This is a genomic window from uncultured Arcticibacterium sp. (assembly GCF_964021845.1).
Lineage (GTDB): Bacteria > Bacteroidota > Bacteroidia > Cytophagales > Spirosomataceae > Arcticibacterium.
In genome coordinates, this window is the sequence record NZ_CAXHZC010000001.1 from 132,903 (window position 1) to 158,510 (window position 25,608).

The 25,608-nt window shown below is 37.2% G+C and carries 26 protein-coding genes; 9 read left to right on the forward strand and 17 right to left on the reverse strand.

Annotated features, from left to right (window positions below; genetic code table 11):
- Positions 1-9 precede the first annotated feature (9 nt).
- On the forward strand, positions 10-624 hold the full coding sequence (locus tag AADJ06_RS00495; protein WP_341224424.1) for an NAD(P)H-dependent oxidoreductase: 615 nt from the start codon (positions 10-12) through the stop codon (positions 622-624).
- A gap of 217 nt (positions 625-841) precedes the next feature.
- Here AADJ06_RS00495 and AADJ06_RS00500 read toward each other — a convergent pair whose 3' ends face one another.
- From AADJ06_RS00500 to AADJ06_RS00535, 8 genes are all read right to left on the reverse strand, one after another.
- Positions 842-1,384 (reverse strand): dihydrofolate reductase family protein, encoded by a 543-nt coding sequence (locus AADJ06_RS00500; RefSeq protein WP_341224425.1) that lies wholly within the window; start codon positions 1,382-1,384, stop codon positions 842-844.
- A gap of 59 nt (positions 1,385-1,443) precedes the next feature.
- The gene (locus AADJ06_RS00505) at positions 1,444-2,100 is read right to left on the reverse strand and encodes an HAD-IA family hydrolase (protein ID WP_341224426.1); all 657 of its coding nucleotides are present in this window, start codon (positions 2,098-2,100) and stop codon (positions 1,444-1,446) included.
- Positions 2,097-3,017, reverse strand: a complete 921-nt coding sequence (locus tag AADJ06_RS00510; RefSeq protein WP_341224427.1) for a 2-dehydropantoate 2-reductase — start codon at positions 3,015-3,017, stop codon at positions 2,097-2,099. Before AADJ06_RS00510 ends, AADJ06_RS00505 begins: the two co-directional genes overlap by 4 nt.
- Before the next feature lie 5 nt (positions 3,018-3,022).
- Positions 3,023-3,814, reverse strand: coding sequence for an MBL fold metallo-hydrolase (locus AADJ06_RS00515; protein ID WP_341224428.1), 792 nt, complete (start codon positions 3,812-3,814; stop codon positions 3,023-3,025).
- 48 nt (positions 3,815-3,862) lie between these two features.
- Complete coding sequence (locus tag AADJ06_RS00520) at positions 3,863-4,726, reverse strand: AraC family transcriptional regulator (RefSeq protein ID WP_341224429.1); 864 nt, start codon at positions 4,724-4,726, stop codon at positions 3,863-3,865.
- A gap of 107 nt (positions 4,727-4,833) precedes the next feature.
- Positions 4,834-5,247, reverse strand: a complete 414-nt coding sequence (locus tag AADJ06_RS00525) for a hypothetical protein (protein WP_341224430.1) — start codon at positions 5,245-5,247, stop codon at positions 4,834-4,836.
- A gap of 4 nt (positions 5,248-5,251) precedes the next feature.
- Positions 5,252-6,463, reverse strand: coding sequence for a serine hydrolase domain-containing protein (locus AADJ06_RS00530; RefSeq protein WP_341224431.1), 1,212 nt, complete (start codon positions 6,461-6,463; stop codon positions 5,252-5,254).
- A 46-nt stretch (positions 6,464-6,509) separates the two neighbouring features.
- A complete protein-coding gene (locus AADJ06_RS00535; RefSeq protein WP_341224432.1) occupies positions 6,510-7,097 on the reverse strand; it encodes a DUF6515 family protein in 588 nt (195 codons plus the stop codon).
- A gap of 558 nt (positions 7,098-7,655) precedes the next feature.
- Here AADJ06_RS00535 and AADJ06_RS00540 point away from each other — a divergent pair.
- The 3 genes from AADJ06_RS00540 to AADJ06_RS00550 all read left to right on the forward strand — a co-directional run bounded on the left by AADJ06_RS00540 (position 7,656) and on the right by AADJ06_RS00550 (position 12,108).
- Positions 7,656-8,519, forward strand: coding sequence for a hypothetical protein (locus AADJ06_RS00540; protein ID WP_341224433.1), 864 nt, complete (start codon positions 7,656-7,658; stop codon positions 8,517-8,519).
- 768 nt (positions 8,520-9,287) lie between these two features.
- A complete protein-coding gene (locus AADJ06_RS00545; RefSeq protein WP_341224434.1) occupies positions 9,288-10,076 on the forward strand; it encodes a hypothetical protein in 789 nt (262 codons plus the stop codon).
- 19 nt (positions 10,077-10,095) lie between these two features.
- A complete protein-coding gene (locus AADJ06_RS00550) occupies positions 10,096-12,108 on the forward strand; it encodes a M13 family metallopeptidase (protein WP_341224435.1) in 2,013 nt (670 codons plus the stop codon).
- A gap of 120 nt (positions 12,109-12,228) precedes the next feature.
- Here AADJ06_RS00550 and AADJ06_RS00555 read toward each other — a convergent pair whose 3' ends face one another.
- From AADJ06_RS00555 to AADJ06_RS00575, 5 genes are all read right to left on the reverse strand, one after another.
- Positions 12,229-12,585, reverse strand: coding sequence for a DUF1801 domain-containing protein (locus tag AADJ06_RS00555; protein ID WP_341224436.1), 357 nt, complete (start codon positions 12,583-12,585; stop codon positions 12,229-12,231).
- A gap of 54 nt (positions 12,586-12,639) precedes the next feature.
- On the reverse strand, positions 12,640-12,873 hold the full coding sequence (locus AADJ06_RS00560; RefSeq protein ID WP_341224437.1) for a DUF1272 domain-containing protein: 234 nt from the start codon (positions 12,871-12,873) through the stop codon (positions 12,640-12,642).
- Positions 12,860-13,333 (reverse strand): OsmC family protein, encoded by a 474-nt coding sequence (locus AADJ06_RS00565; protein ID WP_341224438.1) that lies wholly within the window; start codon positions 13,331-13,333, stop codon positions 12,860-12,862. The genes AADJ06_RS00560 and AADJ06_RS00565 overlap by 14 nt, the downstream gene beginning before the upstream one ends.
- Positions 13,334-13,338: 5 nt before the next feature.
- Positions 13,339-13,734, reverse strand: a complete 396-nt coding sequence (locus AADJ06_RS00570) for a GNAT family N-acetyltransferase (protein ID WP_341224439.1) — start codon at positions 13,732-13,734, stop codon at positions 13,339-13,341.
- A 612-nt stretch (positions 13,735-14,346) separates the two neighbouring features.
- Positions 14,347-14,979, reverse strand: a complete 633-nt coding sequence (locus AADJ06_RS00575) for a pyridoxamine 5'-phosphate oxidase family protein (RefSeq protein WP_341224440.1) — start codon at positions 14,977-14,979, stop codon at positions 14,347-14,349.
- 83 nt (positions 14,980-15,062) lie between these two features.
- Here AADJ06_RS00575 and AADJ06_RS00580 point away from each other — a divergent pair, with 83 nt between their 5' ends.
- The gene (locus AADJ06_RS00580) at positions 15,063-16,505 is read left to right on the forward strand and encodes a PLP-dependent aminotransferase family protein (protein WP_341224441.1); all 1,443 of its coding nucleotides are present in this window, start codon (positions 15,063-15,065) and stop codon (positions 16,503-16,505) included.
- On the opposite strand, the gene AADJ06_RS00585 is transcribed toward AADJ06_RS00580, so the two are convergent.
- Positions 16,494-17,237: a hypothetical protein gene (locus AADJ06_RS00585; protein ID WP_341224442.1), complete on the reverse strand. Its 744-nt coding sequence runs from the start codon at positions 17,235-17,237 to the stop codon at positions 16,494-16,496. The genes AADJ06_RS00580 and AADJ06_RS00585 overlap by 12 nt on opposite strands.
- A 192-nt stretch (positions 17,238-17,429) precedes the next feature.
- Between AADJ06_RS00585 and AADJ06_RS00590 the strand changes: the two genes are divergently transcribed.
- Together AADJ06_RS00590 and AADJ06_RS00595 are read left to right on the forward strand one after the other, a co-directional pair.
- On the forward strand, positions 17,430-18,593 hold the full coding sequence (locus AADJ06_RS00590; RefSeq protein WP_341224443.1) for an iron-containing alcohol dehydrogenase: 1,164 nt from the start codon (positions 17,430-17,432) through the stop codon (positions 18,591-18,593).
- A 91-nt stretch (positions 18,594-18,684) separates the two neighbouring features.
- Positions 18,685-20,934 carry a PQQ-dependent sugar dehydrogenase gene (locus tag AADJ06_RS00595; protein WP_341224444.1) on the forward strand — a complete coding sequence of 750 codons (2,250 nt, stop codon included), beginning with the start codon at positions 18,685-18,687 and terminating at the stop codon, positions 20,932-20,934.
- Here the strand turns inward: AADJ06_RS00595 and AADJ06_RS00600 are convergent.
- Positions 20,931-21,608 carry an NUDIX domain-containing protein gene (locus AADJ06_RS00600; protein ID WP_341224445.1) on the reverse strand — a complete coding sequence of 226 codons (678 nt, stop codon included), beginning with the start codon at positions 21,606-21,608 and terminating at the stop codon, positions 20,931-20,933. The genes AADJ06_RS00595 and AADJ06_RS00600 overlap by 4 nt on opposite strands.
- A 36-nt stretch (positions 21,609-21,644) precedes the next feature.
- On the opposite strand from AADJ06_RS00600, the gene AADJ06_RS00605 reads away from it, so the two are divergent.
- The gene (locus AADJ06_RS00605; protein ID WP_341224446.1) at positions 21,645-22,694 is read left to right on the forward strand and encodes a hypothetical protein; all 1,050 of its coding nucleotides are present in this window, start codon (positions 21,645-21,647) and stop codon (positions 22,692-22,694) included.
- A 121-nt stretch (positions 22,695-22,815) separates the two neighbouring features.
- Positions 22,816-24,147 (forward strand): GntP family permease, encoded by a 1,332-nt coding sequence (locus AADJ06_RS00610; protein ID WP_341224447.1) that lies wholly within the window; start codon positions 22,816-22,818, stop codon positions 24,145-24,147.
- 164 nt (positions 24,148-24,311) lie between these two features.
- Here AADJ06_RS00610 and AADJ06_RS00615 read toward each other — a convergent pair whose 3' ends face one another.
- Positions 24,312-24,512: a hypothetical protein gene (locus AADJ06_RS00615; RefSeq protein WP_341224448.1), complete on the reverse strand. Its 201-nt coding sequence runs from the start codon at positions 24,510-24,512 to the stop codon at positions 24,312-24,314.
- On the reverse strand, positions 24,502-25,608 hold the full coding sequence (locus AADJ06_RS00620) for an acyltransferase (protein ID WP_341224449.1): 1,107 nt from the start codon (positions 25,606-25,608) through the stop codon (positions 24,502-24,504). The genes AADJ06_RS00615 and AADJ06_RS00620 overlap by 11 nt, the downstream gene beginning before the upstream one ends.

The window sequence follows — 25,608 nt, forward strand, 5'->3', positions numbered from 1 at the left end:
ACGGAAAATATGACGAACACATTAGTAATAAATTACACTGCGAGGCATGGCTCTTATTCTAAAATTCTTTTTGATGAATTTGTGAAACTTGCCGCAGGAAAAACGACACTTACACAGCTTGATTTGTCCGAAAATCCACCGGATTTATTGTTGCCAGAAAACCTTAATCTGGTTATGCAGTGGAATCACGGCAAACGAGATTTCTCCGAAACTGAACTTGCGGTTTTGGCAAACCATCATGCGTACATAGCTCAACTATTAAATGCAGATAACATAGTGTTGGCTTTTCCAATCTATAATTTTAGTATGCCAGCCACAGTAAAAGCCTGGATAGATGCGGTGGTGGTAAGCGATAAAACTTTTTCTTTTAGTCCAGAAACGGGTTTTAGTGGCTTATGTATGGGGAAAAGAGCCATGGCGATTGTAGTTAGCGGCTTTGACTATGATATGTCAAGTAGTGTGAAAGAGTATGCTTCAGCTACTTTAAAACAAAATTTTGATTTTATGGGAATCAAGTCGGAACAGATTTCAGCCTTCGGGCTTGACCAAAATAGAGATAAACTTGATGACATTTTAGACGCTGCCAAATTGGAAATAAAGGATTTAATAGAAAGGTGGTTTTAAGGGCTCTCTTTTCTTAGTGAGCTCTTCTTTTCAGAGCCTCATTTTCTGCTTTACGCAGTCTTTGAGGTTCTGTGGTATTGCACACTAATTGATAACATCTATCTACTTCATAGAACTTACTAAGTAGTAAAATGGCTTTACCTATGCATATAATCCTTCATAAATCTCATCGTTTTTTATGCAGTGCTTTGACTTTAGAGGCTTTGTCAATAAGCACCTATGACCTATCCCTTACAAAACGATTCTGAACCACCGTATCCAGATAGATTTTAGAATCTACACATGCAAAGTTTAATTTCTCTTCTAGCTCACCAAATAAGGAAACGCCACCGCCTAATAGCGTGGGAATTATGGTAATAGTCATTTCGTCTATCAAATCTTCTTTTAAGAAGTTTTGGATAGTGCTGCCACCATCAATGTATAAGCTGTAAAAGCCTTTGGCATGAATTCGTGCTAGAATCTGGTTAAGGGTTCCTTTTGTTAGTATCGCCTTGTCTTCGTATTGTGCTGGGATTTTTGTCAGGGTATTGCTTAGTACAAAAACTGGTTTCTGATAAGGCCAGTCTATGTCAAAACCACATACGGTTTCAAAGGTGGTTCGTCCCATGACTAGAGCATCTATGTTCGACATAAATTCGGTATAGCCCATGTCATTGTTTTCAGGATTAGGAATAGCGTGTAGCCAATCTATTTCTCCATTTATATCTGCAATGTATCCGTCTAAACTAGTGGCTATAAATACGCTGTTTTTCTTGTTCATGATTTTGAAACTGCTATAGTTAGGGTCAATAGAAGAATCTTTTGTGAAGAAAATGATACTTAATTTACTATCGAAAAATCAAATTCATTGTAATGATGGATTTGATGGTCGGCATATTCACTCTTTTTATTTTCAGAGCTTAAAGCTACAGTTTTCAAGCCAGCTCTTTTGGCAGCCATTAGTCCTGAGTTTGAATCTTCAATTGCAATACATTCCTTTGCATCAAGATTTAATTTTCGCAGGGCTGTCTTATAAACAGAGGGGTTTGGCTTTCCCACCAACTCAAATTCTGAAGATGCTATGACATCAAAATAGTTAGAAAGCTCTAACTTCTCTAAAACTACAGGAATCAGTATAGCTGGTGAGTTGGTGGCTAAACCAATTTTAAACCCAGCTAGCTTTATTCTTTTTATGAAATCCTTAACATCTTTAATGGCTTTTCCTTCTTTTTTAATAAGTTCCGATACTCGGTTGACCACACTGTTTTCAGTACTTTTTAAAGTTTTTCCTTCCCAAGGAAACTTCTCAAACCAAAATTTAGTAACCTCTGATGTGGTCATTCTTTCGGTGATTAGACATAGTTCTTCTGTCAGCTGTACGCCCAAAGAAGAGAAAACCTCCTTTTCGGCTTTTTTCCATAGAGGTTCGGAGTCTATAATAATTCCATCCATGTCAAAAATAAAGCCTTTCAAACCTTGATGCATTTTTGGAATCATATTTTTTGATTTATAAGAATCTCAGATTTCAGCTTTATTAATTTGCCCAATAGCGTAGTGGTTTGGACTATTTCGGGTTTTCCTAATTCATCTGCAAGTTTAGAAATTTCAAGATTTAAACTATCTATTTCTGTCCTTCTATTTTTCCTAATGTCTTCATATGTTGAAATAAGTTGCCCTTTTGCTCGATCGCTTATTTGCATTAGTTTTTTCTCAATTCCTTTGGCGTCAGTTTTTATACCATATTCACTAGCCAAATTTGAACACTCTAGAATAACTGTACGGGCTAGTTTTAAAGCTTCATTGTTATTTTTAAAAACACCATTGTCAACCTCAAGTAAAGGGCATATGGAATTAAAAGCACAATTTATTATGACTTTGTCCCAAACGTGTTTTAAAATGTCTGTTTCGGTTTCAAATACAAAATGAGAGGTATTAATTATACTTAGAATACGTCCTAGTGTATTTAAATTGCCATTTATTAGGCCTACTGGAGAAGGAGCCACCGTTTTAAAAGAGACCTCCTGGTTTTCTAAAACTTGGCTGGTGGAAAATAATACGCAACGGTACAGCTCTTTAAAATCACCGAACGGTTTTTCTATGTTTAAACCATTTTGTAATAAAATAATGGAGAAGTTACCTTTTTTCCCTTTGAGTTTATTCGCTATAAATGAGTTAGCAAATGTCTTCGTTGTGATTAACACTATACCATTAATTTCCGCTATTTGACTAAAGGTGGTAGTGCTTATGTTTTGTATAAAAACTTCTCCCTTTTGATTAAATACTTTAATAGTTTCTCTTTCTGTAGGGCAGTGGTCTACACTTCCTCTAATAATACTTACATCTTTATTTTCTTGTTGGAGAAAAACACTTAGAGCCTTTCCTATAGCTCCGGCTCCTACTATGTAAATTTTCATTTTACTTAATTTAGTTTAATGACTTCTCCGTCTTCTGGTACACGGAGTCTTTTCATGTCAATATTGCTAGCCTTAATAAATTCTTTCATTTGTTCTCTAGAGACTGTTTCATGGTCTAAAGCTCCCATATGGACAGTGATAACCGTCGTTTCATCTCTGTAATTCAAGAGCTCTAAAACCTGTTTTTCATCCATGATTACTTTATAAGAACGCTCTATGTCCAAGTAAGTTTTGAAAGGGTTACTCTCTGGGTAGAAACTGTTTCCGCCAGCGTTGCAAATGATAATGTCAGGTTGGAATTTATCTAGGTTATTTTTAACCGAATCACACCAAATAGTGTCTCCAGTGATATAAAGCGTTTGTTCTTGGTCTGCTTCTAGGATATAACCAGAAACATGCCCCATGACTTTTAAAATATCTCCTTCACCATGCTGAGCAGTTACCCTTGAGATTTTAATGGTATCAATAATGATTTCTTGGTCAATGCTTTTCACATTTTCAAAACCGAATGATTTTACCTCTTGAGCGTCGGCCGCTTGAACTATGAACGGTATAGTTTTAGGAATAAGCTCTTTCGCTTTCGAATCAAAATGGTCAGGATGGAGATGCGTTATCAAAACATAATCTACATCTTCTAAAATTTCAGAAATAGTGAAAGGTAAAGGTACTGTGGGGTTGTCAGATTTTCCAGCAAAGGGCGGAAGACTGTTTACATCACCCAAAAATGGGTCAATAAGCCAAGTTTTGTTGCCAAATTTAATTTTAACCGTGGCGTTTCTAATCAATTGAATTTCCATATTTACATTGTTTTTTGACAAATGTAAATTCAACCACGAGGCACAGGGCTATTCAAAATTGCTAATTTCTGTTCGAAACGTTTTAGGTGTTTTTTCTAGTTGTTTTTTGAGGATTGGAAATATTGCAGTGGCTTCTTTAAAGCCCACCAAAAAGGCAACTTCGTTGATAGGTACTGCTGTATCTTTAAGTAATTGCTTCGCCTTTGCTACTCTAACTGCCTTAATATATTGATATGGCGATATTTTATACATTTTGGTAAAAGTTCTTAAAAAATGAAAAGACGACATAGAAACCTCTTCCGCAAGCAATTTGACAGATAAATCGGCATTTGAATAATTACTGTAGATATAGTCTTTTGCTATATACATTCTTCTGGCAAGTTCTTTTTGTGTTGATTTTTTAGCCGCCGGAATTTGAAGTTGCTTTCTTTTTTCCTTTTGGTCTACGTGCAGACTCTTCGTTAATATTTGTGCCAGAAAGACTTCCTCCTCATCTTCATGATAAGACAGTATTATCCTTTTAAAATCAGGGGTTTTGACATGCAATTGATTCGTGAAAACATAGTCGGTGTTGCTATCAAAAGGCTTTTCTAAAAGCTGTTCATTTGAGTTTAGCGAGGCATAGAGAGCCTTGGCGTAAAAATTATAGTTAAGATGAATATTAAAGGTTTCAACAGATTCTTGTGAATCAATTTCATAGTTAAATGACTCGTATGGATTTGAAATATAAAAAGTTTGCTCGCAAATTTTAAGGTCTCTTTTATTGGAGTTTAACCTTAGGCTGCCTTTTTCATTTGTGAATATGCTAAATGAACTTTCATGTATGGCTTTTTCATACTTTGTATTCTTAGCGTTAACCACCGCATTAGGCCATTCTATATCAGTTACTTCAGAATGAACTATGTTCTTCATTCTATCAAGTATTTTCTGCTCAGGAAACTGGAATAGGTGCATTTCTTTTGGAATGTCTAGTAGTATATTTTACAATTATGTAATGCTTTAAGTTCTGGTTTTTGATGTTAATTATCAAACCCTAAACCTTTCGCCACCTTAATTTCAAATGCTGCAATACCCAGAACCACAATAACTTCCAGGATTATATATCCAAACCCAAACGATGTCATGGAGTCGGAATGGTAAACCATGAAACCTAAAGAGAGTACGCAATAGCCTATATTCATAAAAGCTATGGCAAGGAGGTGCTTGGCGGTGTTTTGACTATTTGTGCGGTAGCAATAAACGTCAAAAAGAATAAACAAACATGGGAGGAGAGCGAGAAAATAAAGTGTACCAAGAGGTATACCAAAAAGAGATTCAAATTCCACCAGTACTACGCCTAATAAAAAGGCAGATAGGCATGCCCCCAGTCCGTCAATCAGAAATAGCTTTTTGGGCCGCTGTAAAGCCCATTGTAGCGTTTGTTTTTGAGACATATTTTTAAAAGGATTTAGCATTTAATTTATCTTCAAATGCTATCAATTTATTCCAGATGTCAATGAATTCTTTAATTCCCTCTTTTTCTATGTCGGTATTTACAATCAGGATTTTACCAACTCCCGTTTCGGTATTGAAAAACATGTGGGTAACCACTCCTGGGTCGCCGCCTGTATGCCCCATTTGGCCTTTGGCAGACATGCCCATAAATATGCCCATGTTGTATTCGTCGTTATAGGTACTTTCGTTTCTTTCGTTATTGTTTTTACTGGTGAGTTGCGGTTTGAAAAGCTCTTTGAAACTCTCCTCAGTGAGTATTTTACCTTTTCCTTTAAAACCTGATATTAATTCGCTTAAGTATTTTCCTAAGTCTGCCGATGAGGTAATTAAGCCACCATCTGGATAATTTACCAATTGATAAAGTGCTAACTCGGTGTCTTTATCAGCATATAGTTTTGAGTGTTTTGAAAAGTCAATGTCTTCAAAGGCCCATCCAGAATTGGCCATTTTTAAAGGGTTGAAAATATACTGTTCTGTGAAATCTTTAAAAGACTGGCCTGTGGCGTTTTCTAAAACAAGAGCGGCTAGTCCAGCGGCTATGTTAGAATATTCGAAGGTTTGACCGGGTTGTGCTTTTAAGAAGTTTTTTTTCTTATACCATGCTCCATTTTTAGCTAATATTTTCTCCAAAAATTGGCTTTGAGGCATCATTTTATACGCCGCTTGGAAATTACGGTTTGCTTTCCCTTGCCCGAAGTCATCCTTTAAAACATAACCACTTTTTTCATACCTCGGCGGGTCTTTTATGCTAGATGTGTGTGTAGCTAGCTGCCGAATGGTGATTTGGATTTCAGGAAAATGAGGGTTTATTACCTCAAAAGACAAATATTGATTTATAGGGTCGTCAAGTTTAAGCTCTCCTAGTTCTTGAGCTTTTAAAAGAGCCACACCTATAAATGTTTTAGAAATGGATGCTATGTTTTGAACCGTGTGTTCGGTGTATTTTTTATTGGTCTTTTTATCGGCATAGCCATACCCTTTTTGGAATAGGGTACCATCTTGATTTACAATGCCTACAGAAAACCCTGTTATATGCTCTTGTGTGTAAATCTGTTCTAAATCTTCGCTTAGTTGTATTGAAAAAGAGTCATTTGTTTGACCATAAATTGGGTAAAACAAATGACTCCATAATGCTATAATTAGTAGTTTCTTCATGTAAGAGTTTAAGTACCAAATATAGGCTTTTCCTTTGATGTGGTTATTAGCCTTCTATAAACCCTACTACTTCATAAGCTCTTGTTCCTCTGCTTTCAATTCTTTCATAAAGTACGTTATTTGACTCATACAGAGCTCTGCCGCTTAAACTTACTCTTTCGGCTTCATCGGGAAGCTCATAAACAATGGTTCCTATTTCAGGATTAACTACTTCATAAAAATTATTAACTCTAACAAAGTAGATTCCGTTATGTAAGTAATAGTTTATACCTCTGTGCACAAACTTTTTATAACCGATAGGCAGTGTTCTTATTTGGAAACCAATACTTGGTACAGCGGGAATATATCTACCTCCATTTAGTCTGTAAAATCTACTGTTGTCATAGTAAAGCGAAACGTTGTTATGCCTAACTACAGTTGCTGGTTTAGGCAAGTTACGTACTGCCACCACTTTCTTTCGAGAGGTTTTATATTCCACATTTTTTCTTGGAACTACAGTCTTGGTCACTACTGTCTTTTTGGTAACCACGGTTTTGCTGGAAGCTACTTTCTTGTTATTTCTTTGAGAAAACCCGTTTATGGAGAAGCCAAGTAATAAGGTAAGTGCCAGGGTGATTTTGATTGTGTTTTTCATTTTCTTTTTGGTTTTAAGTTTGAATGCCTTTAAGACTATTTCCAAAAAGAAAGGTTTAAAACACTATGAAAAATTAACAGTATTTAGGAATTGGCTTAGAGTTATGCTTACCAATACTTCTTTCGAAAAGCTCACCTAATGAGTATTTTAATTGGGATATTGAGCCATGGAGGCCGTAAGACCAAAGACGCTTAAAAGTATAGTTAAAACACTGGCTTTTAGATGCTGAGTCATATTAGGTTTCTAGGCCAGCTGAATCTGGCGATAGGGTTGAGGTTAAAACGGATTGCGGTAAACCGACAATTGATAAGCTTAAATATAAAGGTTTGAATGAAATTATAAGGTCTAGAATGACCTTTTTGTCCTAGTATGGGAGCCTGTTTTTTGATGCTTTTTTTTAATCAGGCTTAATCGCTAATTGAATCAATGTTAAAAAGTGGCCTTGTCAATAAAAAGGTTTGACTGGAACGGAAAAGCTGTTAGATTAGTGTGAATATAGGTTGGGGTTTTGCACCTATAGTGTAGATTCTCAATTGTTTTATAGGCAATTAGAAGAAAATGAGTAAAGAAATAATAAAATCTATAGACCTTGATTTAACTGCTGACCTAGCAGATAGCTTGATAAATTGTGTCATCGACGGAGGTGTTTTTGAAGAAATTCCAGTTATTGGATCGGTGCTCAAAATATATAGAAGTGGAAGAACCATAAAAGAAAAAATATTTACTAAACAATTAGTTGCCTTTCTGAATCTTACGAACAACGTTGATAAGGATAAAAGAAAAGATTTTTTCGAGAAAATTAACGAAGAAGAAAAAGAAAAACTAGGTAGTAAAATACTGACTTTGCTTGAAAAGGAAGATGAAATACAGAAGTCGAAATGGTACGCTAACGCATTAAATTTACACATTGAAAATAAGATAGAATACGATGAGTTTTATGACTTACTGTATTCTATTGAAAGAGTCAAAGCTCACTATACAAGACACTTCTACGAATTAATTAAATTTGAATTACCTAATCTCGAAAGAGAAATGGTGGATCATTTTCATATCATAGGATTATTAAAATCAACAGACAAAACTAATAGTCTGCCATTCAGTAATGCTTTGGGGAGTTATGAATTGTCTAGAACTGGTAAATTGTTTTTAGACTTAATATATAGACCAAATAAGGAAGAAATTAAGAAGAGCTTTGTTAAGCGAGTTTTAAATGAAACAAAAGCAAAATCTGAGGACGACAATAGAGAGTTCGTCCTAGTTGAAACGACTGCTAAGGAAGTTCTTAAAAAGTATCTATTAAATCTCGGATTCAAAAAACTTATGGAATTAAAAATCACTGACATTGGAACTCAGATGGATCGATTCCATGAAATGTATATTTTTAGAGTAGATGACGGCTATGCAATTATGAAACGAAAATAAGTAACTTTTCATAAGAATTGGGTCTGCTTCACGAGGCTTTTTTGATCTCATTACAATGTCTTTGGGGCTTAAGACCACTAAAATGTTATGAAGTAAATGGCTACTTGGTTTAGAATAATGGATATTCTTTAATTGCTTTGGTTTTTGTTCCGGTTAAATTAGTGTAATTAATTGCTGCCATCATTTAGAGGACCAAAAGGCGTTTTACTCAAAAATTGATCAAATATGGAAATAGATAACATTTTAAAGCACTTAGATGATTCGATAAATCCCGCTCCGTGAGGCCTTTTTGACCTCGTGGTTATGTCATTCGGTCTTCACCGCTTGACTCTAAATGGTACTCTTGGTCTCTAATAATATATCATTCTTTCCTTTTTGTGTTTTTTGTTTCAGCTAATTTCGCAAAGTTAAATTTTAACTATCGGTCTGAAGACCGAAAGACATTTTACGCAAAGTCAGGCCTGCCTTTCGGCAGACAAGAAGACTTTGCGTAGCAAATAGTATTATAATTGGATTTGAAAATTCCACTGGCTCTGTAAGCTCTGCCTGTCCTCCATAATATTGGATAAATCAGCAAACGAGAAGACTTTGCATAGCTGGTTTTATACTAATGCAAGTGGTCAATTTGCATTCATAAAATACCCATTAAGAAAAAACTTGTTTAACTTGTTCACTATTGCAGCATTCAAGGCATTTCACGATGCGGTTTTTTATGAGCTGATTGTTGCTATCGCTATTGATTTTATTCGTTTTTGTTTATTATGATGCATGAGTTCAATTAACTTTTTAGGTAAGGGGTTTCTAAACTTTAAGGTACTGATAATCTGCTTTTCAGTCATTCAACACTTTAGCTTTGCCCAATCCGCTGAAGACTTAACTTCTCAACAAATCTTTGAAAAGGTTGTTAAATATTACGATGCAGATGGGATTTGGGATATATATTCTGGCAAAATGGATATGACTTCATTAAGGAATGGCATTCTTACTCCTCAAGAAATTTCTATCAATAACGCAACTGATGTGTACGAATGTATCAGAAATAGAGAAGATGGAGTTTTTGTAAAAGGAATAAAAGGGGGGGGATCTTTCTTTTCTATTGATGCTGAGGAATATAGTGCGGAAGAGGTACCAGAGAAGTATCAAAAATACCCTTACAGTCTGTCTGAGCACTATGTACAGACTTATAAAGAGCATCATACATTTCATTTTAGCATTCCATTAGCCTTAAAAAGGGCTGGGGCAAAACCGTTTGAAGGAGTAGCCAAGAAATACTTATTTGGTCGCCAGTGTAATGCCATTACATTTAAGGAATATCCAAACCATTTTGAGGGTGGTTATTATGGAATCCCAATCACTTTATATGTCTTACCTGAAGAGCAATTTAAAATCCATGCAGTACATTTTGATAATGGATGGGGTGAGGCTAAAGAAGGACTAATAGTGTTATTTGATGGAGAAATAAATGTGGAAGGAATAAAAGTACCCGCAAGTAAACTGACTTTTTATGCCGGTAGCCTTAAGTTTTTGATGGTAGATGCATTTCAAAACTCATTTTAAGAATTAACAAAAGTAACCTATGAAAAAACTAATTTATCTAGTTCTAGTATCATTCTTTTTCAATGCGTGTTCACAACCTGAATCTACGAAACAGAATAAATTTGAGTTTGAAGGAATTGATTTAAGCATAAAACCAGGTGATAATTTCTTTGAGCATGTTAATAAGAAATGGTTAGACTCCGCGGTCATCGCAGACGACCAGGTAGGTGTGGGCTCTTACAGGTTTTTGAATATTCCTCAGAAAAAGCTTTTGGAAGATATCTTGACTGAAGTATCATCCGGTAGCCATAAGAAAGGTAGTCCAGAACAGATGGTGGGAGACTTTTATAGTTCAGGGATGGATACAGTACGCATAAATAAAAGGGGTTTTGAACCTGTTGAGCCACTTCTTGAAAAAATTAATAGCATTGGTTCTGTTTCTGATGTGATGCAGTTTGTAATAGATGAATTTAAGTCTGGAAACTGGTCATTGATAGGGATGTGGGTTTCTCCAGATGATGAAAATAGTGATGTGAACATGTTGCATTTTAGTCAAACAGGTTTGGGTTTACCCGATAGAGATTATTATTTCAAAACAGACGAATCGACCCTGGAAATACAAAGTGCTTATAAATCCTATTTAACAAAACTCTTTGAACTAACTGGTTATGAGAATGCTGAAGCGAGTACAATGACCGCTTATGGTATTGAAAAACAGCTAGCTGAAGTTCATAAAACAAGAATTGAACGCCGTGATGTGAAGGCCAACTATAATAAATTGGCAGTGACCAATCTAAATAAGAAACAAGGCAATATCGGATGGGTTAATTTGCTGAAGAGCTTTGGTGCCGACGCAGATTCTGTGGATGTTAGTCAGCCCCTATATTATGAAAAATTAAATGACCTTCTAGGTGCTATTCCTTTAGAAAATTGGAAGACTTACCTACGAGCGAATGTATTGACAAATTATGCTGACATATTAAGTGAGCCATTTGAAACTGCTGCATTTGATTATTCAAAAGTTATATCAGGACAAGCCATTCAGAAATCTAGGGCTCAGCTGATGGTTCAAAAGGTGGATGCACAGTTGGGTTTTTCATTAGGTAAGTTATATGTAAAAAGGCATTTTAATGAAGCCTCCAAGAAGCGAGTATTGGATCTAGTTAATAACCTCCAAAAGGCTTTTGAGCATAGGATAGATAAATTGGACTGGATGAGTGATAGTACTAAACTTAAGGCAAAAGAGAAACTATATACCATTACCAAGAAAATTGGTTACCCAGATGTTTGGAGGGAGTATGGTGAAGTGAGAATTGACAAGGAAAAGTATTTTGAAAATGTGGTGGCGTTAAGGCAAAATGACTTTCAATTTAACCTCAAGAAACTAAATGAGGCACCAGATAAAACCGAGTGGCATACCACGCCTTCTACGGTCACAGCTTACTATAATCCTTCGATGAATGAAATAGTATTCCCGGCAGGAATATTACAGTTTCCTTACTTTGATTTGGATGCTGATGACGCCATAAATTATGGGGGCATTGGCATGGTGATAGGCCATGAATTAACGCATGCCTTTGATGACCAAGGGGCTCAGTTTGATAAAGATGGAAATGTGAAAAACTGGTGGACAGCTGAAGATTACACCAAGTTTAAGGCAAAGACACAGTTGATAATTGATAGATACAGTTCATTTACGGTACTAGACAGTTTGCATTTAAAGGGAGCTTTGACTGTGGGGGAGAATACAGCAGATAATGGCGGGATTTCCATTGCTTATGATGCTTTTAAGATGACTGAGCAGGGGCAAGACACCACAAGGATTAACGGTTATACACCAGACCAGCGTTTCTTTATGTCGATTGCAAGAATTTGGCGTGTAAAAACGAGAGACGAGTATTTACGCAATTATGTAAAAAATGACCCGCATTCTCCTCCGGTTTGGCGTGTAAATGGGCCTTTGATGAATTTTACGCCATTTTATGAATCTTTCAAGGTGCAACCAGGTGATCAAAATTATAAAGCGGAGGAAGATAGAATTAAGATTTGGTAAACAGAAGGGGGCTGTCTCAAAAGGGCAGTCTCTTTTTTACGGAAAATTGCCATCGTTGACGAGCCTCAAAGTCGGCTAATAAGTTAATTTAAACTCTGACTAAAAAACGGAAGACCACACTTATGAAGCCAAAACTTCCTCATACCTAAACTTGGTAATGGCTATTATTAAATCAACAGGAAGTGGCTGGTCTAATGGAAAACGTACAGTTCCTTTGGAAGGATTATAAGGAGCCAGCTCTTTGGCAAAAGCCGCTGTGCCGCTGGAGGTAGGGTAAAAGCCCAAATGCTTTTTGGTGACGGCATAGTAAACCAAAATCTTTTTGAATTTAAGAGCAGGCATATTATAGCTAATCACCTCTTCGGCTTCAGGGATAGTTTTGGCCAAAATAGCACGAATTTGATTTAGAATCGGCTGCAAGCTTTCTTCCTGCATGTCAATATATTCGTCGGTATTTTGATATTTATGTCCTTTCATCTTTTGCTGTTTAATAACAATGAAATTACATATTTATCTGGAATCTGAGCAAGTTTATTTATGAGGCTTATACACCACTTTGGTACTTGCAGGATGTTTTAAGAGCATATTTGCTGGGCGTATAGGTCTTTTTTCAAAACCACCACCACAGTTCGGGCATACAGACTTTAGTACGTTATTTACGCAGTTTGCACAGAAAGTACATTCATAAGTACATATCATGGCCTCTTGGCTATTTGGTGGCAGTGCTTTGTTGCAGTTTTCGCAGCTCGGTCTAAGTTCCAACATCGTATTTGGCTTTATGGTGAACTTTAAAATTTAAGGATTTCGCTATGAAACACATTTCGTTTGCCTTGGCGTGAAGAGTGTCCGCTTTGGCTTTCATGCTTTGGTTTTCTAAGGTGATACTTGGCTGCAATGTTATTTCCGTAAACTGGCCTGAGCCGTCTGGGTTTTCTAGCATGGTGCCTTTAGGCTCATCAGTATATGCTAAAACGTTGATTTTGTTTACCGTGCATAAATGCAAATACCATAACATGTGACATGAAGAAACAGACGCCAAGAGCAAGTCTTCAGGGTTATGTTTGCTTTGGTCACCTCTAAATGCGGGGTCGGAAGAACAGGCTAAATTAGCCTTGTTTTTCACTTTGACCTCATGACTTCTTTCGTAAGATTTATAGTCTTTCGTGCCTGAACCTGTATTTCCTGTCCAGGTTATTTCTAAGGTGTAATGATGCTCTTTAGCCATTTTTATTATGATTTTCTGTGTTTGATATAGCCTGCGGCAATTTTCTCAAAACCAATTTTCGGATAATAATCCACCGCACTTGGTGCTGCAATAAGTATTAAAGTCACCTTTTCTCCTAATTCTGTTTGGGTTACGTCTATCAGTTTCTTTCCAATTCCCTGATGTTGATAATCTTTTCTAATAGCTAAATCTGCCAAATAACAGCAATAGCTAAAGTCTGTTAAAGAGCGTGAAAGACCCACTAATTTATCACCATCCCAAGCGGAGGTTATCAAGTTGGAGTTGGCATACATTGCCGTAATTCTTTCAGCGTCATGGGTAGGTCTGTTAATGCCAGAGCTATCATACACGGCTATGATGTCTTCTGTTTTTGGTGTGATGTCTGTTTTATATGTTATCATATTTAGAGCTCCAACGGAGCGGAATATTTATAGGGAGGGGTAAAACCCCTTCCTAATGAGAGGTGATTTTATTTATTGGCGTTATGGAAGTCATGACAAATATTTGATTCTTATGTAATGTCTTCCGACCTTAAAAGGAGTTACCAAAAACTATTAACAACACTTTTGACTCCCTTTGAAAAAAAACACTTTTCTTCTGCTGGCTTTCCACCTGCCTGTCGGCAGACAGGGCCGGGAGTCCATTTTTGCGAGTCGTCGCACCGTTCAAAAAAAATAGACAAAAAAAACAGCCCGGCAGCGGCCGACCGCCTGTAAACTCGTACACTCAAAATTTTAATAATCAACTATATGTATTTCTAGCTATCAAACTAGAATCTGACCGTTCTCAGACAGCATAGGGCGATATTGGGAATTAATTTCGTTTATATTTTTTCTCGTATTACTGGAGGAACAAAAACTCGACAGTTTTTTATGTTATCATATTTTAAAGCTCCATAGGAGCGAAATACTAATAGGGAGAGGTGAAACCCCTCCACAAAAAGGATAATTTTAAATTCGTTTGGCGTGATTTTTTTCGTAAAAATCATGACAAACATAATCTTCTAACCCACATCATTTCAAATGTTCTGGCAAATCAATTTTGGCACCATGGCTATCAGGCACTGGCTTTTGACGGAGCGGTTTTATGGGAATTAAACCGGTCCAAATTGGCAAATCCATTTCGTGTTCTTCATGACTTGGGTCGCCTTGACGGATTTTGGCGGAAGCCTCTTCTAAAGAAAACCTGATGCCGGTGGTTTTATCTACTTCTTTTTTGCTCATCGGTTTTAGGTAATCCCAGCTGTTAGGTACCATTTTCTCTGTGAGAGCCTTAAAAGCATCATATTTATCCTCCTGAGATTCAAGTAATTCGCCTTTAGCAAAAATCACTACGGACCTATAATTTACAGAATGGTGGAAAGCTGTTTTGGCTATCACCAGTTCGTCGGCCAGCATTACTGTAATGCAAACAGACCTGCCGTCAGATAGCATTCGCATCAAATGGCTGCCCACCGAGCCATGTAAATAGACATGATTTTCCATCCTGACAAAAGACTGCGGAATGCTGAAAGGTTCATTGTTTTCGGCATAGCTAATGGTACAAAAGAGAGCTTCATCCAGAATGTCGTATATCTGTTGGTCGTCATAGTGTGCTCTTTGATTTGCCATTCTACTTGGCGTAGTTCTTTTGGTTTTTCTTTCCATATTCTTTGTAATTGGTATGACAAAACTAGACTTTTACTGGGTGGTGTAAATAGTCCAGAAGTTAGAAAGTAAATAGTCCGATTATGGTGGAGCTTATCAAAATTGACAAGGAAAACGAGAAGCCAGTTTTTAGGCAAATAGCCGACCAATTGATAGAAAACGTACAAGGTGGCACTATTAGGGCAGGGGCAAGGCTTCCTGGAAGCAGGAAACTTGCAGAACTTTGGGGTGTACACCGTAAAACTGTATTAGCTGCTTTAGAAGAGTTGATAAACCAGGGCTGGTTAGAAACCAAGCCGGGAAGCGGTACTTTCATTGCTACTAAGATTGAGGCTGATTCGCCACAAGAATTGGGTGTTACTGAAACTGAAAAGACGAGTGCCACTCAAATAGCTGTACCACAAATCTTAAAAAGAGATTTGCACCTCACGAAAGAAACCTATCATTTAGACGATGGACTTCCAGACCCAAGGTTGGCACCTGTGGCCGAATTAAGTAGAGCATATAAAACGGCTTTGACAGCAGGTAATCTTTATACCAAATATACTTATGCTGATACTAAAGGGCATTTGTACTTGAGAGAAGTATTGGCGGAATATTTATTGAAAACAAGGGCTTTGGATGTAAGTCCTGAGCAAATCATGATAACCAGAGGCGTTACACAGGCCTTTTATTTAGCCATTCAAACTTTTGTTTCAAGAGGTGATACTGTGGCTATGGCTGAATTGAATTGGTCTTCAGCAGAGATTAATTTCAAATACCATGGAGCCAATGTGGTCAATGTGCGAGTGGATAAAGAAGGTTTAGATGTGGAGCATTTGGAGGAACTTTGTCAAGTGCATGATTTCAAAATGCTTTATGTAACGCCGCATCATCAATACCCTACTACGGTTATCATGCCGGCATATAGGCGTGTCAAATTAGTACAGCTAGCCAGAAAGTACGGTTTCTACATTTTTGAGGACGATTACGACTATGACTTTCATTATACCAGTCATCCGATAATGCCGCTGGGGTCTACTAATCACGGCGATTTTGTTCTTTATACGGGTTCGTTTACCAAGTCTATCTCTCCAGTTTTTCGCTTAGGTTATTTGGTGGCTCATAAAGAGCAGATTGACCTTTTTTCTAGAATTAGGCGTTTAGTTGACCGTCAGGGAGATACACTCTTGGAATTGGCGGTAGCCGAATTATTAAAACTAGGCACAGTACAGCGATATTTGAGAAAGAACAAGAAGACTTATGAGCAAAGAAGAGACTACTTTGCCGACATACTTAAAGAAGAATTAGATACTTACCTAAATTTCGAAAAGCCTATGGGCGGCATGTCCATCTGGACCAAGTTTAATGATGATATTGATTTGATAAAGTTAGCTGAAAGAGCTTTAAAAAACGACTTATATTTCTCTGACGGAAACCAGCATTGCGGTAACTACCCAGGTTTAAATAGTACACGCTTAGGGTTTGCATCTTCTACGGAAGAAGAACTAGAAGAATCCGTCAAAATTATAAAGTCACTTATTTGAGAGGTGTGCTAGCAACATTTCAACGCTTTCTTGTTCTTTGAAATCGATGTTTTTTTCTTCCTTAAAGGTCTTTATTGCCTTTTTTGAGAAGCCAAATTGTTTATAGAAATAGTTTTTATCTTCTACTTTAAAGGCTTCACCGTCTTTAAAAATAAAGTACTCAGGCTTATCAATATACTCCGCTATATACTGTTTTGAGGTGATATTGTATGGGTCTAAAATGTCTTTATTAATGTCATTGGATTGAACCTTTCTGTTATCGCACAGTAAGTTAAATTGCCCTGCTTTTTCATAGGTGAAATATGCAAAAGCCATAAGACTAACGTCAGGGAAACTGGTGTAGGTGACATCGTTAATTATGAAAAATTCAGGCTCTACCAAAATTCTTTGATTGCTAAATGAATTTGGTTTAAAGTGCACACGCTGATGTACCATATTATAACTTAAATAACCCTCCACCACATCTTGACCAGGTAATTTTAAGCTCCCTTTGTGCCATTCTTGGTCATAGAGATAAGGAGTGCCAAGTGCATATTCTGTTTTCTCTATGGTACTTCCTTGGAAAAAGTATTTTGTGAAATGTAGAATTTCTGGTTTTGCGGTATCCCTTTTTATGATTTCATAGTATTCTTCTAAAATATAAGATGGATTTTCAGCCATTTCTCTGGGTAGGTTGTAGGCTTGACCTACACTAAGAAAGGGTAATATAAAAAGGACGATGATTTTTTTCATTGAGTAGAAATTGATACTTGAAGTTAATAAAAAACGGTTAATTACCAATTGTTTATAGCAAAGTTTGTGACTTTGGTCCGTCTTGATTTTTCGAATTTCTAAAACTTTGATTTGAGCAAACTTTATACACCCTTAATCTGTTAAGCTATCAAGAAAAGAAGACCTTATATTCATCAATAAAAAGAAAAAATTATGTTCAATAATTTTACACTTCATAACCCCGTAAAAATCATTTTTGGTAAAGGAACTATAGCTCAGTTGCCTAAAAATATTCCAGCAAATGCCAAAGTAATGCTGACTTACGGCGGGGGTAGTATTTTTTCAAATGGCGTGCATGAGCAGGTTATAAATGCTTTGACAGGTTACGATATCATTGAATTTGGAGGAATAGAGGCTAACCCTACTTTTGAAACCTTAATGGCGGGGGTAGAGGTTGCTCGAAAAGAAAACGTTAATTTTCTACTAGCTGTAGGCGGAGGTTCTGTTTTGGACGGGACTAAATTTATGGCAGCCGCCATTCCTTTTGAAGGTGGTGATGAATGGAACAATATTGTAAGAAAGCGGTCACAATTTTCAGCGGCATTGCCAATAGGTTCTGTTATGACCTTACCTGCCACGGGTTCTGAGATGAACTCCATTGCGGTTATCAGTAAAAAAGAAACCGACGAGAAATTTGGTATGGGCAATTCCTTCTTGTATCCTCAGTTTTCGGTTTTAGACCCTGAAACTACCTATTCTTTACCTAAAAGGCAGGTAGCTAATGGCGTGGCAGATGCTTTTACACATGTGATGGAGCAGTATTTGACCTACCCAGTAGGTGGCGAAATTCAAGATAGGTTTGCGGAAGGAATTCTTCAAACATTGGTTTCTGTGGGGCAAAGGACTATTGCAAATCCTGAGGACTATGAAGCTAGAGCTAATTTGGTTTGGGCGGCTACTGTTGCTCTTAATGGTTGGATAAAGGTAGGTGTGCCGCAAGATTGGGCAACACACCAAATAGGGCATGAATTAACAGCTTTACACGGAATAGATCATGCAAGGACTTTGGCTATTGTAATGCCTTATTTAATGCGATATAAGATGGAAGCCAAAAAAGATAAAATGATTCAATATGCTATGCGTGTATGGGAGCTTTCTGGAACCGACGAAGAATTAGTGGAAGGAGCTATTCAAAAGACCATTGATTTTTATGAGTCTCTTGGTATTCCTACTAGTGGAACTGCTTATGGTATTGGTGAGGCCACTATTACAGAAATTGCTAGGCGTTTTGAAGAGCGAGGAAACGCATTTGGAGAACATGCTGATATTGATGCAAAAGCAGCAAGTGATATTTTAGAAATGAGCATTGCAGAATAATTGTTTCGGGCAGGTGTTTAAAAATATTCCCCCGAAAACCAAACACCAAGAAAAGACTTACGTTCCTAATAAAGTACCCAAATCATACACAATGAAAAAACTCCTATTCCTTCTTCTTTGTAGCTTCTCTTTGTCGGCTCAGCCACCTGGTTTTGTGGATGAATTAGTTTCAGAAGATTATGTTTCTCCCACTGGTTTGACCTTTGATAAAAGTGGGCAAATGTATGCTTGGGAAAAGGGAGGGAATGTATTCAAAGTAGATAAAAATACAGGTGCTAAAACATTACTTTTAGATATTTCTGCAGAGGTTTATGATTATTTAGACCATGGGTTAAATGGGTTGGCTTTGCATCCAAACTTTCTAGAAAACGGCTATTTCTATCTCCTATATGCGGTTGATAGAAATTATCTTTATTATAAAGATTCTACTTTCTACAGTAGGGCAAATGACGATAACTTTTCAGCTTCTATAGGCAGAGTAACGCGTTATACGATCAATCGAGATTCTTTAAATAATAGTACGGTAGATTTAGATTCTAGAAAGGTTTTAATTGGCGAAACGCACACTACTGGTATCCCCGTTTTAATGGATAATCACGGCATGGGTTCCTTAGTTTTTGGAGCTGATACTAGCTTAATGGTGACCTCAGGAGATGCGGCCATAGCCAGAGACCCGCCTTTTCAAAACGGCGATGCTTTTTACTATGAGTTGGTTACGCTACCGCTAGAAGAAGGTATTATTACAGAAGACCAAAATATTGGACCTTATAGGGCTCAAAATCTCAATTCATTAAATGGGAAAATGCTGAGGATAAATCCTGAAAATGGAGATGGATATCCCTCAAATCCTTTTTATCAAACAGATGAACCACGCTCTGCGGAGTCAAGAATTTGGGCTTTTGGTCTCCGAAATCCTTTTAGGTTTAGTTTGAAACCAGAAACCGGAAGTACAGATGCGACATTGGGAGACCCAGGTACGTTTTATGTAGGTGATGTAGGTTGGGAAAATAGGGAAGAGGTAAATGTGATAGATTCGGGTGGGGGAAATTTCGGATGGCCATATTTTGAAGGTATTAGTTATCGGAATAATTTATTTAGCGACCCAAAGTACTTTCCGGAAAACGCCATTGCTCCTATTTTAGAATGGCGTGGCGATTTTGCTCAAGCTTTTGTAGATGGAGAAGCTTATGGCGTAGGTTCACCAGAGTTTTTAGGAGAGCCCTTTACTGGGAATTCTTCTATAGGCGGCTTGTGGCTAAGTACGGGCCATTTTAAGGGCTTTAAGGGAACTTACATTCAAGGAGATTATGAAGGATGGATTAAAATATTCAAGTTTGATTTTAGAGGAAATCCTTTTGAAGTATTAAGTATTTCTGAAAATGTGCATCCAGTTTGTTTTGCGGAAGACCCTACGGACGGTAGTATTTATTACATGAATTTCTTTTTTCCTGATACGCATGAAATCAGAAGAATTTATAACGAGCCTAATCCGAATTTTCCTCCAGTAACCGAAGCTTTTATTGACCCTATTTATGGTGCAGCTCCGCTCAATGTTAGGTTTGACGCCAGCAGTTCTTATGACCCTGAAGGTCAAAATTTGACTTACCTATGGGATTTTGGCAATGGCTTTACTTCTAATAATCAAATAACGGATTTTAGATATACAGACAGTGATGAAAAATTGCACAGACCTAGCCTTACTATCACAGATGAGGCAGGAAAATCAACGGTGAAGCAGTTTAAGGTGCATGTCAATAATTACCCACCAGAGATTATTTCAACTTCCGTACAAGATGTAGAGAAGTTTAAAAATGAGGATGGATTGACTTTGGATTTAAGTGCGGTAGTCCAGAACCACAATCCTCTTGAAGAGTTGTACTACACTTGGTCCGTTATCTTACACCATGAAGACCATTCACATCTTATTAGATCTTATAAATCTAAAGAAGCCACTACTTCGCTGGCTCCTATTCCATGCGATGAGCAAGAATATAGCTATGAGATAAAACTTTTTGTGCATGATAATACGGGCTTAGGACCTACCATTTCTAAATTTATAAAGCCTGTTTGTCCAGGAGATGAGGTGATTCTTGGTTTGGAGTTAAGCCCAAATCCGGTTGACTTAAAGATAAACCTTAGGGGAATTGATAGTTTAGATGAGATGGACTTGAACTACCATGTTTTCAATAATCATGGTCAACTGCTGAGAACGGACGCAGGAAAATGGAAAAATCTAAAAAGAAACTTGAATAAAGAGGTAGCTAAATATTCGCCAGGGATATATATTTTGAGAGTGAATATTGATGGTAGAAGCCAGTCGTTTAGGTTTGTTAAAATCTAGAGGCTTTTTAAAAGTTCAAAGTCTTGGACATGTTTCAGATATAAAAAATTAAGGAGCATTCCGTTGGTATTACTTATCAGCGAGTGCCCTTCTGAAAATGGGAAGATATGGGTAGTAATGCGTTCAAACTCATAGTCTGTTCCCATTTCTTTGTTTTCATAGGATTCAATTTGACTTTTACTCATTCTTAATTCTGCCGCAAAGAGGTACATAGATTCATCACTAGTACCAGTGCTAGGGAAAAGGCGTTTATCTGGCGAAAGGTTGATAAGCTGTTCTTCGGTTATTTTAATACCTGTTTCTTCTTTCACTTCCTGTATAGAAATAGCTTCTGGTGTTTGTGTGCCATCTACCATTCCTGCTGGATGCTCATAAGTGTAACCACCTTCAGCTATACGTCTTTGCTTTACTAGAATGAGGTATTTTTCTTCTGTTTCTTCATCAATCAAACAAATCAAGACACAAACCACTTCCCCTTTCAAAAAGCAAATAGGCGGAATTTTATCGCCTTCTGGTGTGCTGGCATCTAGCATCAAAGTAGAGAAAAGGACTTCGCCGTTATAACGTCTTTTGGTGTAAACTTCTTCCACGTCGTGAATTGTGAGCCCATTTTCTAATAAGTGACTTTTCCAAAGTTTAAACTTATGTGCGTCTTCCAGTTTTTCTTCTTGCATCTTATTTCTCTAACTTGTGTCTTCTATTAAAACATTATGAAAACAAAACTATTGACTTCTGGCTTTTTTGTACTGTTAGCAGCAGGATATTTTATGTTTCTTGAGACAGAAAAAGCCCCTTTTGTATTTAAAGGAGAAAAGATGAAGGGCTTATCCTTTGTGGCTCCTAATAAACCAATAGATTCTTCGCACTTTGAATCTACTGAACGTGTACATGCAGATTGGGCAGCACTTATGCCTTATGGTTTTGTGAAAGAAGGAGAGGCTACTTTTAGATATGCAAAAGTTACAGATGCCCCAAAAGAAGGACATCAATGGTGGGGAGAGCAGCCATCTGGTGTTATCAAATGCATAAGTTTAGCTCATGAAAATGGACAAAAAGTAATGCTAAAGCCACATATGTGGTACGGAAGGGGAAATTATACAGGAGAATTTACTTTAGATTCAGAAGAACAGTGGAAGGAATTTGAAGAGAGTTTTGGTGGATATATTCTTCAATACGCCAAAATAGCGGAGGAAAATGATGTAGAACTTTTTTGTATAGCTACCGAAATGGAAACCATGGTGGCAGAACGCCCGGCTTTTTGGTTAAAGCTTATTGCCGATATTCGTAAAGTATATAGTGGAGAATTAACGTATGCAGAAAACTGGGATTGTTATGATGATGTGCCATTTTGGGACAAATTGGATTATATCGGCGTTGACGGTTATTTCCCTTTGGCAAAAGAGAGAAGCCCGGATTTAGCAACCTTGAAATCTGGCTGGAAAAAGCATTTAAAGAAAATGAATAAAATAGCCTCAAAACATCAAAAGCCTATTCTGTTTACCGAATATGGATATAGGAGCTGTGATTTTTCCGCTGATAAACCATGGGAAACGGATTATTCTTTGCCTGATAACGAAGGATTACAAGCAAGAGCCTATCAATCCCTTTTTGATGAAGTTTGGAGGCAAGAATGGTTTGCAGGCGGTTTTGCTTGGAAATGGTTTCCTTTCAAAGACCCAAATAAAGCATCAAGAGATAAGTTTTGCCCACAGCATAAGGAAGCCGAGGCAGTATTAAAAGCTTTTTATAAGGAAGCTTGATATTACCTTTTTTCGATTGATTTAAAGCCTAAAGTAGGATGTTTTGTAGATTATATGGGAAGCGTTTTATTTAGCTGTGATTATTTGCTTATTTTCACAGCTTCAACCCTATATAAAATACATGTTAATTATTCTCCTTATCCTAGCTGTGGCCTTGATTGTCATTAGCACTACCAAATTTAAATTACATCCATTTCTAGCATTACTTTTTGTAGCTCTGCTCTTTGGGCTTACGGCAGGTGTTCCGCTACCTAAACTCATAGAGTCTATTAATGAGGGCTTTGGTAAAACACTCGGAAGCATTGGATTGGTGATTATTATTGGTGTAATGATTGGTGCATTTCTAGAAAACACCGGCGGAGCTGTAAGGCTTGCCAATGGCGTTTTAAAGCTAATCGGTAAGAAAAGAGTGCCAGAGGCCATGTCATTAGTAGGTTGGCTTATTTCTATCCCAGTTTTTGGAGATAGTGGTTTCGTTATTCTAAACTCACTCAATAAGGCATTGACAAAAAAGGCAGGGCTCTCTTTAACGGTTACCACTGTTTGTTTAGCCACTGGTCTTATGGCTACACATACCATGGTGCCTCCAACCCCAGGCCCTATTGCCACGGCGGCCATTGTAGGAGCAGACTTAGGTTTGGTGATAGCTTTTGGTGCAGTAATTAGTTTGATAGCTCTTATCCCACCAATAATCTTTGCAAAAACATATGCCTCAAAAACATGGCTAGACCCGGCTCCAGATTTAGGAGAAGGAGAATTTGATAAAAAACTGGCAGTTGCTCCAGGCTTTTTTCATTCTATCATTCCTGTGTTAATTCCTTTGCTTTTGATTGTTCTAAAATCCTTTAACGATTTGTATTCTATTATTGGAGAAGGAGGACTAAAAAGCGGTTTAGACTTTGTCGGAACTCCAATAATCGCTCTTATAATAGGTTTGTTAATAGCCTTTACTTTACCAAAAAAACTGGAACGCGATATGCTTTCAACCCAAGGTTGGGTAGGAAAAGCTCTTCTGGATTCTGCTTCCATAGTGATGATTACGGGTGCAGGTGGTGTTTTTGGTAAGGTGCTTCAAAACGCAGGTTTGGGGGATATGATTGCTCCTTTATTGGCAGATTATCCAATGGGTATCTTTTTACCTTTCCTAATATCTGCCGCCTTAAAAACTGCTCAAGGTTCATCCACAGTAGCTATGATTACTACGGCTTCCATTATTACGCCCTTGATTCCAGAGTTAGGCTTAGACACAGAAGTGTCAAAAGCTTTAGCTGTTTTGGCTATTGGAGCGGGTTCTGCCGTGGTCTCTCATGTAAGTGATAGCTTCTTTTGGTTGGTTACGCAAATGACAGGTATGACGATAAGTATGGGCTATAGAATTCACGCAGTAGCTACTGGTATTTTAGGCGTGTCATGTTTTATCCTGATATATATTGCTCAGATGATTTGGGGGTAAAGTTTTAATGAAATAAAACTAGTTTTTGTTGTCGAAAAGCCCCAGAGGGGCGTAATATTAATAGCGAGGGATGAAATCCCTCGTTAAAATATATGATTTGTTATTCGTTTGGCGGGATTTTGATCCAAAATCATGACAAACGCTTGCCTCAATTTGTAGTTAATTTAACCCTCCGTCAATAAATACTTTCTACGAATAGGATTCAGCAAAAACTTCTTTTGAGCCGTAAAACTATCAGGATGTACTTTTTTGAACATCGCCTCCCATTCAGCAAACATAGCGGGCTCTTCTTTTTGAAAGAGTGCAATGTCAATTTTCTTTGAAATTAGATAGTCATTAAAGCTTAATGTTATATCAGTAGCCATATTTATGCTTTAGTTTATTTATGGGCTTCTCTATCAAATACCAAGAGACCGTTGATATCAATATTACAGCGATATAAAGAAATAAAATCTTTACGGAAGTACCAGCAAAGCCATCACTTAAGACCGAAGTTATTTTGTTAGCAACTCTTACAAATGGGTTGTTTGGAGAGCTATGATAAGCATTATAAATGAAATTATGATAGATGTAAATTCCATAACTAATCTGCCCTATATATACCAAGGGCTGCCATTCAAAAATGCTGTGAAGTATACCTCTGGAGGTGTTGCTTCTGCATACTAGGTACCCAACTATGGCCACAGAAATAATGGATTCCGAAAGCCTAAGAAAAATGATAGAAACATAATTATGCCCTTCAGAAACGGCCTGGAGCCATAATACTGTCACCACATAAATAGCAGTACCAATAAGCAAGGTGGAAGTCTTTGAAAAGAAATTGACAAGTTTTTCTTTCTGATAATAAACGCCATAGCCTAAAAGGCCACCAAGTCCAAAGGCATCTAAACAGGTTGGCATAAGTACATAAGGCCTAATCCAAGAGGCACCAGACAGATAAAAATAGGCCCTCAGTAATACAGAAAGAACTATCAGGACTAACAGGGATTTTTGAATGTTTTTTAAAGGCAAGAATAATATAAGAAAAGGGAAGAAAAGGTAAAATTGTTCTTCTACCGCAAGCGACCAAAGATGGTCTACTGAGCCTAACCAATTATCTGTAATGGCTATATAATTATTACTCATATATGAGGCTAGCCAGCCTATTTTACTTCTAACTGGCTCCACATTCAAAATAAAGAGTATGGCAAGTGTTAGATAGTAAATAGGGAAAATTCGGATAGTTCTTCTGATATAAAATCGCTTTAAAGAAAACCCGTGACCTCTGTTGAGGTTAGTGTCTTTTTCTTTGGCTGCAAGCAAAATTCTGGTAATCAAGAAACCACTCAAAACAAAGAACATACAAACACCCAGATATGAAGCTGGGAAACCTAATCTGTCACCAGACCAATGGTCAAAAAGCACCATGCTTACCGCCAAAAAGCGAATTCCGTCCAGTGATTTAATGTAGTTAGTTTTCAA